This window comes from Streptomyces sp. NPDC003327, assembly GCF_053589515.1.
In genome coordinates this window covers 1-15750 of sequence record NZ_JBSFSA010000042.1, presented here as the reverse complement: position 1 = coordinate 15750, position 15750 = coordinate 1, and the positions used below count along the sequence as shown (strand labels likewise).

Sequence of the window (15750 nt, the reverse complement as noted above, 5' to 3'; positions counted from 1 at the left end):
GCAGCGGTGGAAGCCGCCTGTGGGCTGGCATGAGTGGGTGGCTCCCACTCTGGAGCAACGTAAGGAGCGCATGCTAGCCCGCCGCCGGCAGGATCGAACCAACACCGGTGATGGGCTAGCGACAAAAGGACGACTCAGGAAGCTGCCTTCCTGAGCTCCTTGAAGACGTTCCGCAGCTGCTCCGGCACATCCTGCGGATCATCCAGGGCCATGGCCAGATCCGACATCATCTGGGGCTTGCCGCCGGGACCGCTAGCGCTGCCGGCCTGCAGCATCTGCTGCACCTCGGCGCTGAACTTTCCCTGGCCGCGGAGGGCAGCGAAGTCAGCAGGCTGCCAGGTGGCGTCATCCTTCGGCCAGATCTTGTTGGCGACACGAGCCCATACGCCGTCCTTGAAAAGCTCCTCAAGCTCGTTGAACTTCTCCGCCTGCGGATTGTTACCCTCGGGCTCTCCGAGGAATTTCACGTAGCGGGAGGCGTCAGTACCGAAGAATTGCGTGAGCTTGGGGGTTTTGAAGATGCTTTTACTCACGTTGCGACTGTCGGCATCAACTACCAGCATGACCTCGCGGCCCTGCTTGACGAGGTAGCGGGCCAGGTGCAGAGCGCCTTCATTGTTGAAGCACGCCCACAGGGCGATACCGGCCGCCTGCAGCGACAGCGCCTCGCACAGCCGGAACAACAGAGGGAAAGCTTGCTGCTCGGTTTCACCTTCCACCGCCAGGAAGCAGCGCTCGTGCAGCAGTACCGAGTTCCTCAGACCTACCGCAGCAGCGATCTTGCCCAGGTGGTCGTCAATCTCCTGCCCGAGAACTCCGGCCCCGAGCCGCTCGACGACCGTCCGATGATTCTCCAGCTTGAGATGGACCACGTCGGAGATGTCGACCCCATCGATGAGGTTCATCGAATGGGTTGCCACCACTACATTGACATCACGGACGTCGCTTTGCGCCCGAATCAACTGCATGATCTTGCGCTGATGCGTGTAATCGAGGTGAGTGTCCGGCTCGTCATACACCACGATCGTCTGTACGGCCGGAGGCTCGAGCGGCTCACCCTCACCTTGGACGACGGTAGGGGCGGTGTCCTCCTCCGCCGCCAGCAGTTCCTGGGTCCACTCCCAGATCGCCAGCGATATGCGGCGGTTGCTGCCCAGCCCGGTGCGGTCCAGCCCCACCGTCTCCCCTGCACGTCGTGCGATGCGCAGCGGCGCACCCTTGAAGCCTTGCTGGCAGGACACGTCAGGGTCGACAGAGACCTTCTGCAGGTCCGGGCAGCGCGTCTGGATGTGATCACACAGCGACTTCGCGTCGAGACGAAGCCGATCCTGGACCTCGTCCTCGATGGCAGAGAGCTTGCCCTTGAGCTCAGGATCAGCCATGTGGCTGGTGAAGCGGCCAATCAGCGCAGTCCGGACGGCGTCATCAGGCTTGGCAGCCTTACCGTCGAACGAGAGATAGCGTGGCATGCGCTTGTCGAGACCAGCCGGTGCGGAAACCCAGCCATCCGAACTGGCGTGCTGACGCCCGTACGCGCGCAGGGCCCTCAGCAGGTCTGGCTTGCGCGTTGAGCGAGGTGCAAGCCCCAGCTCCTTCACCAAAGCTTTCGCTTCAGCCACCTGATACTGCGACAGATCGCGCAGCCGCTCATCATCCGGAACCGGCTCCCAAAGCTCCAGCGCCGCCACGAGGTCCTCCCCAGCGCAACGGCGCAGCTGAACCCGTTCAGGAAGGCCGAACTCGCTCTGCTCTCAAGCGTCCAGGGTGAACCATCCGACAACGCTGGTCTCCGCACACCGCAGCGGCGGAGCGGACTCGTCGCCCTGGATGGCGTCCAGATAGGTGCGATCGTCGAGTGTCAGCTCATGCTTGCCGAGCAGGAAGGCAAGAGCACCCAGTACCGCGCTCTTACCCCCGTCATTGTGACCGGCGAGGATCGTGGGCTTCCCGATCGGGATGTCCGTGATATCGGTCAACGAACGGAAACCGCTCACGCCAAAGTTGTTCAGGTGCACTGCGCGACCGCTCCAACTTCCGCGCCGGCACTCCCTTCGCGCGACCGCAGCCCGCGTTGGCAGAGAGTCCTGGCGCTTCTCCCAACCCCAGACGGCTCATCCTAGAGTGTCCATCGCAGTGCCATCCTCTGTCCCTGCAACCTCCGGCCGCACCCCGCAAGCAGGCACCCCCGCGAACCAGGGCGCCCAGGCGTACCTCGACGTAGCAACACCGGAACAGGGCCACCAAGCAGGCCGCCTAAATCCGACGGTAGGGGTAGTGGCCCTTGATGAACCGGGCCAGGAAGGTCCCCTTGCTGGGAGCGGCCATCAGAGCCGCGTGCACCTGCGCAGGAACTCTGTCGTAGCGGTACAGCCGACCCCCATGAAAGGCAACCTCAAGCACACACTCCACCTCGTCATAGGCAACTGACCGGAGATTGGAGGAGTGAACGGGCTGATGCAACTACATGCCTCCTCTGACGGACGTGCCAGATATTGCGTGATCGACTGATCATAGCGTTGCGCGCGAGCCTAGGACGAGACCGGCGAGAAGCCCCCAACACATCGGCTGGACGCTCACGGAGGAGAGCAGGCGCATGACCACCTACCTGCGGCACTGCATGCCAACCAGGCGTCGCGGAAGCGGCTCACCTCCAACGCCGGAGGCTTCGGGGGCCGACAGCATGCCCCTCCCAAGGACGATGCGGCAGCCGGGGAATCACCAGGGCTGGAAACCCGCCATCGCCAAACACCAGGCGCACGCCACCTCAAGGCCGACTCGACCTCCCAATACGAAAGTAGTTAAGCGAGCACTCATTGAGGTCTTTCAGAGTGGCCACTGATCGGGTGACCGGTCGGCGTCCCGCAACGCACGAGGCTCCTGTGCCGTTGAGAGAGGTGTTCGACGTCTCAACTCATCAGCGCAGGAGCCTCGTTGGTTCCCTATCCTGCCTCACTCGACCTGCCTCACGCCCTGGTCGAGTGGGTAACCATGCTCATCGTCACCCGTGAGGGTGACCGCCGCTGCAAGCTCCGGCCGCACCAGCGTGCTCTCGTCGCCCTAATCTACCTCCGTCGGCACGACCCGCTCACGCAGATCGCCGCCGGCTTCGGAATATCCGTCGGCACCGCCCACGCCTACGTCACCACCGTCGTCGGCCACCTCGCCCGCCGGGCTCCCGGCCTGCTGCGGGTCCTGCGGGAAGCCGATCCCGATCACGTCCTGCTCGACGGAACGCTCGCCGAGTGCGACCGGGTCGGCGACAGCCGGGCCGACTTCTCCCAGAAGCACCGCCGCCACGGCGTGAACGTGCAGGTCATCGCCGATCCAACGGGCAACCTGCTGTGGATCTCGCCCGCCCTGCCCGGCCGCACCCACGACCTCACCGCGGCCCGCACCCACCGCATCATCCGGATCTGCGAACGCCAGGGCGTGCCCGTCCTCGCCGACCGCGCCTACATCGGCGCCGGCCCCTGGGTGACCACACCGATCAGACGGCTCCCGCACCAGGACCTCAACCCGACCCAGCGGACAATCAACCGGGCCCTGTCAGCGGCACGAGCACCCGTTGAACGAAGCGTCGCGCGACTGAAGTCCTGGCGCATCTTTCGCCGAGCCCGCTGCAGTCCCAACCGCATGACCGCCATCGCCGCCGCCGTCCTCACGCTGGAGAGGCAACGCTGAAAGAGCTCATTGTCAGTGGCGCCGAGTAGCGTGCCGTCCCTCGCACCGAGCAACGCAAGGAGAAGGCGATGGCGGACGCCACCGTGCCCAGGGGCAGCCGGACGAAGCAGGCCACGTATGTCTGGCTGATGAGCCTCACCGCGAACGAGGGCTTGTGCACCTATTGCACTGTCAGGCCGTCGACGACTCTCGATCACGAGCAGCCCGTGGCCGGCAATGGCGCCGACGTGTGGTGGAACTTCCTCCCGGCATGCAAGCCCTGCAACGACTGGAAGCGTGGGCGCAGCACGATGGAGTGGCTCATCGACCAGAAGCTCCACCGGCAGCACACCCGCGACGGGTTCGACACGCGCAAGATGCCTCTCCGCATGTTCGCCGGGTTCGAGACACGTATCGAGCGAGTGCGCCGCGAAATCGCCGACCCCGATCGCCGAGACTGGTTCCGGCACCACTTCGGGGAGGCCCGTTACAAGAACAAGGACGACATCTGGCGCCACCTCGAAGCATGTAGGAAGACACTGGCTCGGTACCCTCACCTGCCTTGGACGACGCCGACTGTCGATCCCTCTGAGTCCGATGTCTGCACCCGGCGCATCTGCTGCGGATGGCGGCACCCGGACTCGCGGACCGTAAGCGGCGTGATCATCGGCCGCAGCGAGTACGCCGCGATCAGTCAGGCCGCGTTCGAGTCCGACATGTCCATTGGAGACCTCACGGCGACCCTCCTCCTCCGCCACCTCCGGGACCGCCACAACGGGATGCTGAGCAACAGCCATACGGCCTCGAACACCAACCCGAGCATCCCACCACCGCAGCGTAGCTGAGGCCTGGAATCCATCGCCCCTGGGCGCGCACACCCTCACCGCCGTCCCGAAAACAGCGGAAGTTTTCGTTACGCATCAGCCAGGCAGGACGTTCGCGCAGGTCAGAGCCACCTCACCCTTCCATACGCTAAATGCCTTCTAAGCGCCTGCTCTCAGCGCTCGCCCACCCCGACCATGATCATTAGCAGGTGGCCCGCCAGCCGTCAGCCGAGCAGCGCACCCTCCTGGTTCTGGCCCGTGATCATCACCGTCGCCGTCACCATCCTCCTCGGCCTGGTCCTCGGCGTCCTCATGTACGTCACTTGGAGGCACCCCTCTACCGCCGGACCGATCGGAATCGCCATCGCCGCCGTGACCGCCTTCGCCGCCCTGATTGCCGTCCTCGTCACCCTGCACAGGCGGTAAAACCAGTCTTCCCAGCGGCACGCCAACCTGAGAGCACGTTCCGTCCAACCCCAGGAACCGACGAACGGCTCCCGGATGCACCCTTGCCGGGCCCCCACCCGGGCAGTTAAAGGGCCCGAGACCGAGTCTCGGGCCCCTGCCTTACCGAGGACCCCACCCCGCCCTCAGGCTTCCCAACTCAGTGCAGTACGCCACCAGGTACCGCGAACTGCGGAACAGAAGGTGCACTGACGGGCCACCCCACCGGTAATGCCGCACCGTTTCTCCGGTGAACTTGTTACCCCGGACGGCTGACGACGCGCCAGAAAACGCGCGGTGGCCGGACCGGGGCCGTTATCTCTGTCGCACGTGATCAAGAACGTGCTGCGCGTCGCCGCGCTCTCCCTTGCCCTGCTGCCCATCGCTCTGTCTTCGGCCCCGGCCGCGTTCGCCGCGCCGGCAGGGGCCGAGGTGCTGAACATCGCCGACGCCGTCGGGCAGATCGCGGTCGCGGAGGAGTCCCGCACTGGGTACACCCGCGACAAGTTCAGGCACTGGAACACCGGGCTCGACCCGGCCGACGGCTGCAACACCCGCGCGGAGGTGCTGCTGGCCGAGGCGACCGAGGCACCCGCGGTCGCGGCCGGCTGCAAGCTCACTGGGGGCGCCTGGGTGTCGTACTACGACGGCCAGACAGTCCTCGACCCGGCGAAGCTGGACATCGACCACATGGTGCCGCTGGCCGAGGCGTGGGATTCCGGCGCCTCCGCCTGGGACGCGAAGCGCCGGGAGGCGTACGCCAACGACCAGGACGCCGCCGCCAGCCTGGTTGCCGTCACGGCGCGCACGAACCGCAGCAAGGCCGACCAGGACCCGCGCGAGTGGATGCCGCCGCTGCCCGACTCCCACTGCCGCTATGTCTCCGAGTGGGTCGCGACGAAGCTCCGCTGGGGCCTGAGCGCGGACCAGGCGGAAGCGGACGCGCTGAGCGTGTACGCGGAGGCCTGCGAGACCACCGTCGTCCACTACACCCCGGCGCCGTAGCCGCGGCTGGCCCGGGAACGCAATGTGCCCCCGCCGAAGCGGGGGCACAAGGAAGGCGTTCCAACGACCAGTCGGCTCGCCTCCCGCACTGCCCACGGTAGCGGGCTACCTGCGGCGCACAGTGTCGTCCGGTTACAGACAACCCAGACGAGCTACACGTCGCGGCGGATGCTGATCCGGGTGTTGACGAGCGGGAGTTCAAGGGGGCGGGCTTCTGGTGCTGACGGGCCCAGGCAGGCCGACCGCGCGCCGCTGACGCGCAGCGGCCGCAGGGCCGGCCCCGTGCCTGCCTACTTCTTCCTGACGGGTTGGTCGGCGCTGTCGTACAGATCCCCGTTCAGAGCATCCACGCGCCAGACATCTGATGTTCCTTGCTGGCCTGGTTCGGACCCTGACGGGTGAGTATGAGTACCTGCGGAGATGCTGACGAACCAGGTCGGGCGCCAAGTGCCTTTCCTCTCAACCGCTTTGAGAGTGAACGCCTTCAGCTGCAGGTCATCTGGAACGGGGCCCTGGCCGGCGAATTGACTGCCAATGGCGTCCCTCACGAGCGATTCCGCTTGCTTGGCGTCCAGCTTCGCCGTTTCGATGTTCAGGCGCTTCGGGCCGAGCGTCACGTTTACCTGTGACACCTGCCCGAGCTTGTCGACCTGAACATCAAGCATCCTGGGCATAAGGACGCCCTTGTCAATCCATCGCCATCCCGTAATCCATCCGAGTTGAGCCTTGTCACCCACTGGATGGGTCTCGTGGGCGATGGCATCTCCACCCCAAGGGTAGTGCTTCCCCATGTACGCTCGCGCGATCTGGAAGGCATCCTCTTTGGTCGTCGGCTTCTGGGAGCCGGAAACGGGGTATCCCATCACACTGGGGCGGTCACTGTCTTTCAGAAGCACGTTGAATCGGTTCTTATCCGGCCATGAAAGCGTGCCGTTCGCGAAAGCCTCGGGGTGTTTCTTGTCACGGCTCAGGAGAGTGAAGACGACGTTCCTGCACGGCGCCCCAACACATGGCTGGTCATGCACCGAACCCAGCTCGTAGTGCTCGCCGAAAGCTTCTCGAACCGCCTCCTGCACAGCCTGACGTTGCCCTTGGTCGGCTGCGGAGAGACCCGTACCGTCTAGATGCGTGAAAGCCACTGCGGGCTTTGCGACGCCCGTCCCCAGAAGCAGAATGGCCAGCGCGGCAATGAGGGACTCCTTGGCCGCGCCGTTCCATTGGATTGAGTCACGTTGCCGGAGCACCAGGGCGGCAAGCCCTAGTCCGACCAATCCGCCCAGAATGTTCATCTGCGCGTCAGCGCTGTCACATACGCGGCCCAGCCCGTTCACCTCAGCCTGGGTGAACTCGATAGCCAGAGGAAACGTGACGACCCCGACGATGGCGGGAAGGGGTCGTTTGACTGCCATAAGAGCGAAGAAACCCAGTGGCACCGTCATGGCCAAGTTCAAAAGCCCCTGGGAAGTCCGGAAGGGCTCAGCGATGTCATGGTTGATAATGCATTGGCCGCTGGCGGGGCCGCTGCCCATGAACGTGACTCCCAGGACCCCCGCGGCTGTCGCAGAAAGCCCGGCAAACCACATGCCATCAGGATTTCCCACGCGGCGGCAGAGCAGCCATACAACAGCTCCCAGAACGAGGGAGGTGAGTATGCAAGCACCCAGGTAGACATAGCGGTCTTGGAAAATCGCGGTAAACACTAGTGGTTCCTTGCCGGAGACAGAACAGCATAAAGGTGCAGGGCCCCGGCCTTACGGACGGGGCCCATTACTTGACGGTTCAGCAGGTGGCGGCGGGGGTCTGGAAGGTTCCGCCACTGTAGGTGAGGATTCCAACGCTGGAGTAGCAGGTGTAATCGCCGATCTGCTGCCACGTTCTAGTTACAGTCTGGCCGGCGCTGATCGTGAAGGCGGTGGAGTACGTGGTGGCACCGCGCGTGCTGTAGCCGAGGCGAACGCTGACGGCGGAACCGCCGGACTTGTAGTACTTGGTGTCCCACTTCGTGTACGGCAGGGAGAGCCGCTGCCAGTGCGTCAGGACCCCGTTGGACAGAGAGGTGCAGCGCTCACGGGGCGTGTTGCTGCCGGTGTAGCCCGACGAGCTGCAGTAGGTGTTGGCCGAAGCCGCGGGCGCCCCGGCCAGGACAGATCCCACCACGAGGGAGGCGGCCAGAAGGGCACTGCTGGTCTTGGTACGCACTCTGTTTCCTTTTTCCGGATGCATCAGGGTCCTCCGGGTGCATCCGGAGGGGAGATCCGTGTTCGATCCAGCCTGATGAAGCCCGCGTGCGGGGCTCGAACGACAATCGAACACGCAGGGCGCACGGTTCTCTACTGACAGTGGCCATCGTGGCCGGAACCACCCGCCCAACACGGCACATCTGTCCTGAACATGATCACCACGTAGGAGAGGTGCAGACGATGACGGTGGCGGCAGAGTCGGCGGCCTGGGCCTCCAGCGGTGGCTGCCGCCGGCCGCGTATGCGCTGTGCCGGTACGCGACGAAGTGGACGGCGACCAAGCTCCGCTGGGGCCTGATTACGGGCAGCGCGTAAGTAAATGCCCTGCGGAAGCTCGCCGTGCAGGTGCCCGGTCGCCGTCTTCGAGGCGGGTGGACCGCAGGAAGATGCCCGCCAGGACGAGACCGGCACGCGAGACCCGGACTTCGCTGGTCACCGTTTCAGGTCTTGTGATGGGGCCGACCGGCTACGGGGCCGCCTCGCGGAAGAGGGCCAGGAGGGCGTGCGCCTGGGGGGCGCCTGCGTCGAAGAACTGCGTGGCCAGTGCGGGTGGCACGGCGGTTCCATGCATGCGTACTTCGTGGCATCTGAAGCAGAACGCCGCCTCGAACAGCGCCAGGTCGAGAGTGTCCGCGTACGCCCGTACGCTCCAGCCCGGCGAGAAGCCGCAGCGGTGCTGCTCGCTGCCGGGCAAGCTCTCGATCAAGGCCAGGACGCCGGCTGCCTCGCTCCCGATCCAGTGGGCGCCCGCCCTGCCGAGATACGGGTCGCCCCGCTTTGTCGGGAGTTCGGAGATCCTTATGACCTCCAGCAGCACAGTGGTGGCTACGGCTTCGGCGGGGAACTGCATGTGCGTAGTCTGCCCGCGTCCAGTACCGGGGCGGTGCACCTGCCCCTGCTGACAGTGATGTCTGTGCGTCGGCCTGTGCGGAGGCGCCGATCGTCCTACGCCGCCACCAGTGCCAGAAACGGTGCTCAACAGGGGCGCGACTCTCGCACTCACGGGCCGGCTGAAGCGCTCAGTCACAGGTCTGTGGCCAGCGGGTTTGTCCTATATCGGTGTCAAGGAAGTCGAGGCCTGTGAGGCCGCGCCCCTGACGCAGGACCTGTCGGCGCCATGGACACCCCGCAGCCGGACGTTCGTTCTCGGTGGCTGCCTCTTCCGGAACCAGCAGGGAAGCTGCTTCGAGCAGCTCAGGGACGTCCATGCCCTCATTGTCGACCACATGAACGTGCCACCCGGCCTGCATCGTCAGCCCCTGCACTAGAGTGCGGCGAGATGGAGCCGGTCCCGAGACCGCCATCACCGGAACACGGCAGCCTCCCTGGTCGGCTCGGGGGTGGTTTCGACCACCCACTGCTCGTCCGTAAGAACTCCCTGTCGGCGTACTCGAGAATGTGCTCAGTGAAGTACGGACGAACGGGCTCTGTCGCTGATCCTGTGATGTCAGCCGTCGAAGCGGATCCAGTCGACGGGCAGATCGGCTAGCGGTGCCAGGGCGCTTCGGTGGCTGGCGCCGGCCCAGACATCGAATTCTTCGCCGTCCTCGCTGCTGACATGCACGACGAGGCCAGGGGCCACGTAGAAGTGAGTGGGTGCCCACGGCCAGAAGGGACGCAGAGGCACAAGGTGCAGCGCTTCAGTGAGCTGAGCGACCTGTGCTGCCATGAGTCTGCGCGGCAGCGCCACGTAGTCGGCACTCATGGAAGCCTCGAAGAGGGAGAACTGGATCAGGAAGCCGCTCAGCGGTTCTTGTTCGGCGATCGGTTCCTCGTCGAATTCACGCAACCAGACAGTCGGATCGGCCTCAGATCCGTCGAGGGTCCACAGGAGTGACCAGAAGAAGCCTCCTTGGTTCTCGACGCCGAAGACAAGCATCTCCCCCAGGTGGTCGGTGTGCAGGTCTGGCTCGGGCAGGATGCTGTTCTGGGTTCCGAGGGCGCCCGGCCGCTGCCTCGCGAGCCGGTACAGCTGCATCAGTCCAGCAGGCAGGCACGACGGAGAACGGGGGGCAGGTGGTTCGGTGGCGTCTGCGTCCGGATACCAGCCGGTGATGAACTGTTCCAGCGCTGCCGCACGATCACCCTTCATGTTCCTAAGCCACTCCAGGCCCGGCAGGTCTTCGGCGGGAAGCGGGGGGCGTACCAGGTTGAGAAGCTGTCGACTCAGAGGTGCTGCAAAGCGCAGTTCGCAGTCGGTGAGAACCCCATCGGTCATACTGGCCCGGCACACCTTGGCAGTGCCGAGGTACAGGGCCTGCTCTCCAAGGCGGACCGCAATGTGGATCTGCAACGAGCTCTCGTCCCCGGCCCAGGGCGATCCCATCAGCCGCTGTGTGACCGAAGCCGGTGCGGGCCCGATCAGACGGACCTTCTCTGCACTCCTCACACCACTCCTGGCGGGCGACTCACCCGCCTCCACGGTGATCACCGTCCCCACCCGGCCTATGAGAATGCTGGCATCCCCCACCATGAAGCGCTCCGCGCTCGCTGAGCCACCGACGAGCACGGACACGTGCTCCTCATCGAGTACCAGCGCCGGAATTGCAGCGGAGCCCTGATCAGTCATCCCCGCATCATCCTCGCCACCACTGGGCATCCCCAATGTCTGCTGACTGTAGCCATCACAAGATCAGCGCCAGAGCCCGTTCACGTCTGCGCGGTGGATCGAGGACGAAGCCACTGTCCGCAGACGGAGGCGAAACCTCGTGCTTGCCCGCCGCGCCCGCCTTCAGAGCTGAGTGGCCTGACCTGCAGCGGCCGCCACCTCGTCCGGCATCCTGGAGCGGTGAGCACAACTACAACGCCTGCACTCAGTTTCGTTCCCAGCCCCAGGGACGAGTCATGGGGCCCCGAGTGGGTGCCACTCGACGCCTTCCGCGAGCCCACGGTGGTTGAAGAGCTCACCCAGGCTGCCTTCATTGGGGACAACTTCAAGGTCGACGTCAGCCTGAGGATCGGCAATGGCGACTTCTCCGACGCCGCGACCTCCGTCTGCGTTCTGGACTTTGTCCTGATGCTTCAAGCCGCAAGGGTCGCGCTCCGTGAGGACAGGCTCGCAGTGTCAGAACTGTCCAACCGACAGGGCCAATGGCACTTCACGCGGGACGAAGAACTGATCGGATTGCGCACTCGATACGCCACCCGGAAGGGCTGGCACTTCCGCCCAGCAGAAGGGCACTGCCTGGCAGGTGAGTTCGACAGCCTGGTGGAGCAGTCCCTGAGGGACGCTCTCGCTCTGATCTTCTCGAGGCAACCTGTGACACGACAGAACCCCTACCTACAGGCCCTCGCGAGCAACAGCTTCGATGCTGCCTGAACAAGCCTGACTCGTGCCGCTGCCTGGGGCACTTCCTCCGTACCTGACCGCCGGCCGCTTCCTCTCAGCTGTCCATTCTCGTCAGACCGACAGCGACTCCGGGCTTCCTGCCCCTCCGGAGCGGACTAGCTGTTCTCAGACCTTCCGAGGATCCTGCCGGTCGAGCGCAGCCAGCACGCAATTCGGATCGTCCATCAGACCGAACAGGCCGCTGGTCCGTCGCGCCCACTGCTCTGATTCCTCACCCTCCGCGAACTCTGCAGCCGACACGAACTGGTCCCGGAGGTTGACCGGCAGTCTGCCAGCCAGGGAGGCACTAAACTCTCTACCGAGGACGGCTCGCCGCGATGACGGCCGTTTGAAGCTGGCCAGCTTGCCGGTTGCCGGGACGACGGCGCCGCTTACGCCCTTGAGAGCTGTGACGGCATCGCGCACCCAGCCACCATCCCAGGCGTCGGGGGGCGGAACTGCGATCCGCTGAACAGTAGCGATCGCGTCCCTCCCCAGCGCGAGCGAGAGCCCTCCCGGATCCTCGTGGTAGTTCAGGTAGCGGGCGACATCGACGCCTGGCGGGCAGACCTCGTCAAGCACGACGTCGCCAGCGAAGTTACTGGGGTCGACAAGCCACCCCTTCCTCACCACGACGGATGGCTTCAGACGGACCCGATAAAGATAGAACTGGCTATGCTGGTCGCCCTGGTCACGGATCCGACGCAACATATTGTGGACAGCGGACTCGAACGTTCCGACGTGCAGGGCCTTCGCCCGCTGGCACGCGGTCCACGCGGAAACCCGCTGCTCTCCGCCCATCATCATGCGGGTCTCGGGCGTGAGGAAGGCGGCCGGATCGAAGTCCCTCGTCGGCCAGTCCGGCTGCGTGCTCGTGTGGTACCAGAAGAGGGTCGCAACCCGGTCGTCGTCGAGCGCCGGGTCGTCGGGATCGACCGTCACCCGGGGCGCGTCCTCCTGCTCGCAGGTAACACCGCAGCCGGGGCAGGTCTCCTGCGCCTGCTCCCATCGATCGATCCAGTCCAGTTCGACGCGCCATCGATGATCGCAGCGCCCACAGAGCATCTGCCGCTCACGCGTGAAGTCGATCCGCCGTTCCACGGCACCATTCTCCGGATGCGTCCAATGGAAAACCAGCCTCAGCCGAGGACTCGAAGCGGCTGGAGCTCCGCTTCCGCGGCATCTGCTTCGTCGCGGAACGCCGGCAACGACACGCAGCTGCAACACGTCGCCTAACGGCGCTCCTCTCACCCGCCAGGTACTGAGGTCCGTGGCGGCCTCGAACATGACCGCGCCTGCCAGGCCCTGCTGCTTGCCGCGATCGACTACGCCCACCACACCTTCGGGTGCACGGGAGTCAGCGCCTTGATCCACGAACTGACCGAAGGTCCCGTGCGACCTTCGAGCCGCCCGCTCTGACCGCGCTTCTGGATCCAGGCGGCTCACCGGGTGGAGCACGGCCACGCCGGTCACAGCCGCTTCCCCGACGCGGTGACGTGGCCGCACACCGCCGCTTCCTCGATGCCCGAACTCATCCCACGCTGACTCGCTGCGGCACGGGGCCGGGCACGAGGCGAGTCGACTTCGCGGATTACGCCCCGCCCGGGCCCGGGTGCGCCATACGGTCGTTCCACGGATGGCGACCAGGCGGTTACGCCAGGTCAGAGGTGGGGGGTTCAGAGGATGGTCAACGCCCGTACGTACCCGCTGTGGCGGGAGCTCGCGATGAGCGAGGACCTCCCCAAGGAAGCGCTCAAGACAGTGATCGAGGCTCTGTGTACCCCGGCGATGACGCCGATCGGCTTCGACGCGCGGGCCGACCAATGGCGGGAGGAAGCCCTCAAGGCCGCACTGCCTGCGCTGCTGGCCCGGACGTCGGCCAAGCGGCTGCGCGGCCGGCTCCTGTTGCACGCCGACGAGAAGACGCTGGCCGCCCTGGCCGCCGCGGGCATGGTGACCGCCGCCGACGTGCCCACCATCCTGCGGCACCGCCGGGCCTGGGCCGGGCTGGTCTCCGCACTGGCCCGACACCCCGGGCAGGTCGAGGCCGCCATCGCCCTCCTGCCGCTGCTCTCCAGCCATGAGGTGGAGCAGGTCGTCCGGTTCTGGGATCCCGACCACTTCACCCGCACCGAAACTGACGCACCGGCCCCGTCCGTGCCGCAGGAACTGTTCGACGCGGTCCTGGAAGCGTGCCTGGCTCCGCTCGCCGCGTTCCTGCTCCAGCCGGAGCCCGAAGAAGCCTGGGAGGGGCCGTGTCCGACTTCTCGAAGGACTGGTCGCTGGATCTGACCGGCCACAGCGGCGGCTGGGCGATGCTGGCCCGGTGTCCCGATCGGTGGGCGGAACTCGCCGCCCACCCCACGCTCGGGCCGGCCGTCCAGCACCTGCTGCTGGACCAGGCCGAGACCCAGGCCCTCGAGGACGCCCGCCTCCGCGCCGCTGGCGCCGACCCGGACAGCGAGGAACCCCCTGCCGATCCGGCGCCCGCCCTGAGCGAAGAGCTGCTGCTCGCCTGCCTCCCGGCCCTGTGCCTGCCCGAGCTGGCCGAGCTGCCCAACCCGCAGGTCACGGCCCGCAGGACCCTGCACCACATCGCCAACCGTGTCCACAACAACCCCCGCCTCGCCACCCTGGCCACCGGCCAGCTGCACGCGGCTGCCGACGCCCTCGTGACCCACGGCCGCCTGCTCAGCCCATCCGAGAAGCAACACGGCGACTACGACTTCGACGGCCGCGTCCTGCGCCTCGCCGAGGACCTGGCCCTCCTCAGCGCCAACCCCGACCATCTCGCCGCGGCCTGCGCCCAGCTCGCCAGCCTGGAGAGCAGCCGGCCGTCGTCTCCCCCAAAGCGAGCCGGACCCTGATCCGCGTCCTCGGCAACGCCGACCCCGACCACGACCGCCCGGCCCGGCTCCTGGAACGCCACAACGAGCACCGCCGCGTCCAGAACCCTGGCCGTCCTCGCCGCCAACCCGAAGACCCCGCACGCCGCCGTCACCAACGCCCTGGGCGGCCTGCACCCCGCGGAGCTGGCCTGGATCATCGAGAGGGCCGACGGCCCCGACTGGCTCCAGGAAGCGGCAGCGGCCGTCCCGGCCCACGAGGACGAAGACAACGGCGTGGTGCGCCTGCTGAGCGACGATGAACTCGACAAGCACACCGACCCCGCCGTCGTCCTACAGTCCTGGCTCGACTCCCCCGCCACCGGCGCCAACCTCTCCCGCTCCGAGATCTACCGGCCCGTCGTCAACTCCCGCCACCACACCCTGCAGCACCTGCTCCAGATCCCCGCCGACGACATCCTCTCCCGCAGCGAACCCGAGATCGCGGCGAAGATCCTGCTGGACCGCTGCGGACGAAGCACCGACCGGTGGGCAGCGCTCGCCGCCGCGATGCCCTCCGAGTACGACGAAGAGAAGATCAGCTTCGGAGACCTCCTCGACTCCCTGGACCCCGCACCCGCCGACGCGCAGACCCCCGAAAGCAGCGCCACGTGACGGACCCAGCAGGATCATGGGCCGAGGCCCTGGCCGAAGAGGTACGGGCGACCTACCCGGGTGTGCGCCTTGAGCTGGGAATGGATCACGGCCTATACCTCGTGCTCTTCTGGATCGTCCTCCCGGAGAACCAGCGAGGGAACGGGATCGGCAGCCGCGTCATGCAGCACATCACCACCGCAGCCGACCTCCGCGGCGTGCCGGTGACAATCAGCCAGAGCGACGCCTTCGGCGGAGACCCGGTCCGGCTGGAGGCGTTCTACCGGCGTCTCGGCTTCACCACCAACACCTGGCGCGGCGAGCTCGGAGCCCCACGGGAGAGCTTGGTCCGCGTGCCGCCCGGCTCCACCGCAGCCGGCGAAGCCCCGCCGGTGTATCCGTGGCACACCCGCTGACGTTCTCGCCCCTGAGGAAGCCGCGCGCCGCGCGGGCCGAAGGCCGGCGTCTGAGCGCTGGTCAGTCCGCGGCCTGGCAGGCGTCGTCGAGGTGGGCCATGGCGTAGACGCGTTCGTCAATGTGCCGGGCAAGGCGGGCCATCACCCACGCGGTCCGGGCGTCCATCCCTTCGCCGAAATCGGCGGCCAGGCGGCGTGCCTGCCACGTCGTGCGCGGAGCCAGGACCCACCGCGCGAGCGAGAAGCGGACGGGGCCGGTGCCGGGCCATCAGGTCGTTGGCGGCGAACACGGCGTCGGTGCCCGGCTGTTCCCTCAGGAGCCGCTCCATCGCCTCCCGGCCGCTCTCCGCCGTGA

17 protein-coding genes are annotated in these 15750 nt (G+C 66.4%); 9 read left to right on the top strand and 8 right to left on the bottom strand.

What is annotated here, in order from left to right:
* Nucleotides 1-134: 134 nt before the first annotated feature.
* The 3 genes from ACWDVG_RS25660 to ACWDVG_RS25650 all read right to left on the bottom strand — a co-directional run bounded on the left by ACWDVG_RS25660 (nucleotide 135) and on the right by ACWDVG_RS25650 (nucleotide 2460).
* Nucleotides 135-1688 carry an ATP-dependent nuclease gene (locus tag ACWDVG_RS25660; RefSeq protein WP_451702257.1) on the bottom strand — a complete coding sequence of 518 codons (1554 nt, stop codon included), beginning with the start codon at nucleotides 1686-1688 and terminating at the stop codon, nucleotides 135-137.
* 63 nt (nucleotides 1689-1751) lie between these two features.
* A complete protein-coding gene (locus tag ACWDVG_RS25655) occupies nucleotides 1752-2015 on the bottom strand; it encodes a hypothetical protein (RefSeq protein WP_451702255.1) in 264 nt (87 codons plus the stop codon).
* Between the two features lie 238 nt (nucleotides 2016-2253).
* Complete coding sequence (locus ACWDVG_RS25650; protein ID WP_451702252.1) at nucleotides 2254-2460, bottom strand: KTSC domain-containing protein; 207 nt, start codon at nucleotides 2458-2460, stop codon at nucleotides 2254-2256.
* Nucleotides 2461-2931: 471 nt separating this feature from the next.
* Between ACWDVG_RS25650 and ACWDVG_RS25645 the strand changes: the two genes are divergently transcribed.
* The 4 genes from ACWDVG_RS25645 (at nucleotide 2932) to ACWDVG_RS25630 (ending at nucleotide 5933) form a co-directional block, all read left to right on the top strand.
* Entirely contained in the window at nucleotides 2932-3681 is a 750-nt protein-coding gene (locus ACWDVG_RS25645) for a transposase family protein (RefSeq protein WP_451702250.1), read from the top strand.
* 68 nt (nucleotides 3682-3749) lie between these two features.
* Nucleotides 3750-4505 carry an HNH endonuclease gene (locus tag ACWDVG_RS25640; protein ID WP_451702249.1) on the top strand — a complete coding sequence of 252 codons (756 nt, stop codon included), beginning with the start codon at nucleotides 3750-3752 and terminating at the stop codon, nucleotides 4503-4505.
* A gap of 174 nt (nucleotides 4506-4679) precedes the next feature.
* The gene (locus ACWDVG_RS25635; protein WP_451702247.1) at nucleotides 4680-4910 is read left to right on the top strand and encodes a hypothetical protein; all 231 of its coding nucleotides are present in this window, start codon (nucleotides 4680-4682) and stop codon (nucleotides 4908-4910) included.
* A gap of 348 nt (nucleotides 4911-5258) precedes the next feature.
* On the top strand, nucleotides 5259-5933 hold the full coding sequence (locus tag ACWDVG_RS25630; protein ID WP_451702245.1) for an HNH endonuclease family protein: 675 nt from the start codon (nucleotides 5259-5261) through the stop codon (nucleotides 5931-5933).
* A 290-nt stretch (nucleotides 5934-6223) separates the two neighbouring features.
* On the opposite strand, the gene ACWDVG_RS25625 is transcribed toward ACWDVG_RS25630, so the two are convergent.
* The 4 genes from ACWDVG_RS25625 to ACWDVG_RS25610 all read right to left on the bottom strand — a co-directional run bounded on the left by ACWDVG_RS25625 (nucleotide 6224) and on the right by ACWDVG_RS25610 (nucleotide 10741).
* Complete coding sequence (locus ACWDVG_RS25625; protein ID WP_451702242.1) at nucleotides 6224-7633, bottom strand: VanZ family protein; 1410 nt, start codon at nucleotides 7631-7633, stop codon at nucleotides 6224-6226.
* 79 nt (nucleotides 7634-7712) lie between these two features.
* Nucleotides 7713-8132 carry a hypothetical protein gene (locus ACWDVG_RS25620; protein ID WP_451702239.1) on the bottom strand — a complete coding sequence of 140 codons (420 nt, stop codon included), beginning with the start codon at nucleotides 8130-8132 and terminating at the stop codon, nucleotides 7713-7715.
* Between the two features lie 506 nt (nucleotides 8133-8638).
* Complete coding sequence (locus tag ACWDVG_RS25615) at nucleotides 8639-9022, bottom strand: hypothetical protein (RefSeq protein WP_451702238.1); 384 nt, start codon at nucleotides 9020-9022, stop codon at nucleotides 8639-8641.
* 597 nt (nucleotides 9023-9619) lie between these two features.
* The gene (locus ACWDVG_RS25610; protein WP_451702236.1) at nucleotides 9620-10741 is read right to left on the bottom strand and encodes a hypothetical protein; all 1122 of its coding nucleotides are present in this window, start codon (nucleotides 10739-10741) and stop codon (nucleotides 9620-9622) included.
* Nucleotides 10742-11032: 291 nt separating this feature from the next.
* On the opposite strand from ACWDVG_RS25610, the gene ACWDVG_RS25605 reads away from it, so the two are divergent.
* Nucleotides 11033-11491 (top strand): hypothetical protein, encoded by a 459-nt coding sequence (locus tag ACWDVG_RS25605; RefSeq protein ID WP_451702234.1) that lies wholly within the window; start codon nucleotides 11033-11035, stop codon nucleotides 11489-11491.
* A 135-nt stretch (nucleotides 11492-11626) separates the two neighbouring features.
* Here the strand turns inward: ACWDVG_RS25605 and ACWDVG_RS25600 are convergent, their stop codons facing one another.
* Nucleotides 11627-12601, bottom strand: a complete 975-nt coding sequence (locus ACWDVG_RS25600; protein ID WP_451702232.1) for a hypothetical protein — start codon at nucleotides 12599-12601, stop codon at nucleotides 11627-11629.
* A 624-nt stretch (nucleotides 12602-13225) separates the two neighbouring features.
* Between ACWDVG_RS25600 and ACWDVG_RS25595 the strand changes: the two genes are divergently transcribed.
* The 4 genes from ACWDVG_RS25595 (at nucleotide 13226) to ACWDVG_RS25580 (ending at nucleotide 15395) form a co-directional block, all read left to right on the top strand.
* Nucleotides 13226-13792: a hypothetical protein gene (locus ACWDVG_RS25595; protein WP_451702230.1), complete on the top strand. Its 567-nt coding sequence runs from the start codon at nucleotides 13226-13228 to the stop codon at nucleotides 13790-13792.
* Entirely contained in the window at nucleotides 13756-14367 is a 612-nt protein-coding gene (locus tag ACWDVG_RS25590; RefSeq protein WP_451702228.1) for a hypothetical protein, read from the top strand. The genes ACWDVG_RS25595 and ACWDVG_RS25590 overlap by 37 nt, the downstream gene beginning before the upstream one ends.
* A gap of 255 nt (nucleotides 14368-14622) precedes the next feature.
* On the top strand, nucleotides 14623-15000 hold the full coding sequence (locus tag ACWDVG_RS25585; protein WP_451702226.1) for a hypothetical protein: 378 nt from the start codon (nucleotides 14623-14625) through the stop codon (nucleotides 14998-15000).
* A complete protein-coding gene (locus ACWDVG_RS25580; protein ID WP_451702224.1) occupies nucleotides 14997-15395 on the top strand; it encodes a GNAT family N-acetyltransferase in 399 nt (132 codons plus the stop codon). Before ACWDVG_RS25585 ends, ACWDVG_RS25580 begins: the two co-directional genes overlap by 4 nt.
* The last annotated feature ends 355 nt before the right edge of the window (nucleotides 15396-15750 follow it).